This window comes from Aeromonas sp. PrichA-15 (assembly GCF_017939245.1).
Classification (GTDB): domain Bacteria; phylum Pseudomonadota; class Gammaproteobacteria; order Enterobacterales; family Aeromonadaceae; genus Aeromonas; species Aeromonas caviae.
The window spans coordinates 1-442 of record NZ_JAGKRH010000337.1 but is presented as its reverse complement, the minus strand read 5'-3'; the positions used below and the strand labels follow the sequence as shown (position 1 = coordinate 442).

At 60.9% G+C, this 442-nt stretch carries 1 pseudogene; it reads right to left on the bottom strand.

Annotated elements, in window-relative coordinates:
* Positions 1-407: pseudogene (istB, locus tag J9889_RS24770) on the bottom strand (IS21-like element ISAs29 family helper ATPase IstB); the annotation flags it as partial.
* Positions 408-442 lie beyond the last annotated feature (35 nt).

Sequence of the window (442 nt, the reverse complement as noted above, 5' to 3'; positions counted from 1 at the left end):
GGCAGCCGGTAGTAACGAGTGCTGTGCCCCTGCTGACAGGCTTGGTAGCCCAGCGCACAGGCTAGGTAGGTTTTTCCGCAGCCACAGGGGCCGGTAATGAGCAGGTTCTGGCCCCGGCGCAGCCACTCTCCTTGGGCCAGGTTTGCCACCTGTGACCGCTCCAGGTTGCGTGCAGACTGGTAGTCCACCTCTTGCACCGTGGCCTGGAGTTTGAGCCTCGCCTGCTTGACCAGCCGAGCTTGTTTACGCTGCTCCCGGCTCAGTTGTTCGTGTTCGACCAGCAGGCTTAGCCGCTCGATGAAGGGCAGCCCTTCGTAGGTACTTGCCTGTTCCAGTTGTTGTTGCACGGCATCCGCCATGCCGGTCAGTTTCAGGTGTCTCAAGCGGGTCAGCGTTTGTTGGGTCATGGGACGTATCCTCTTTAGTGGAAGCTCTGGGGGCC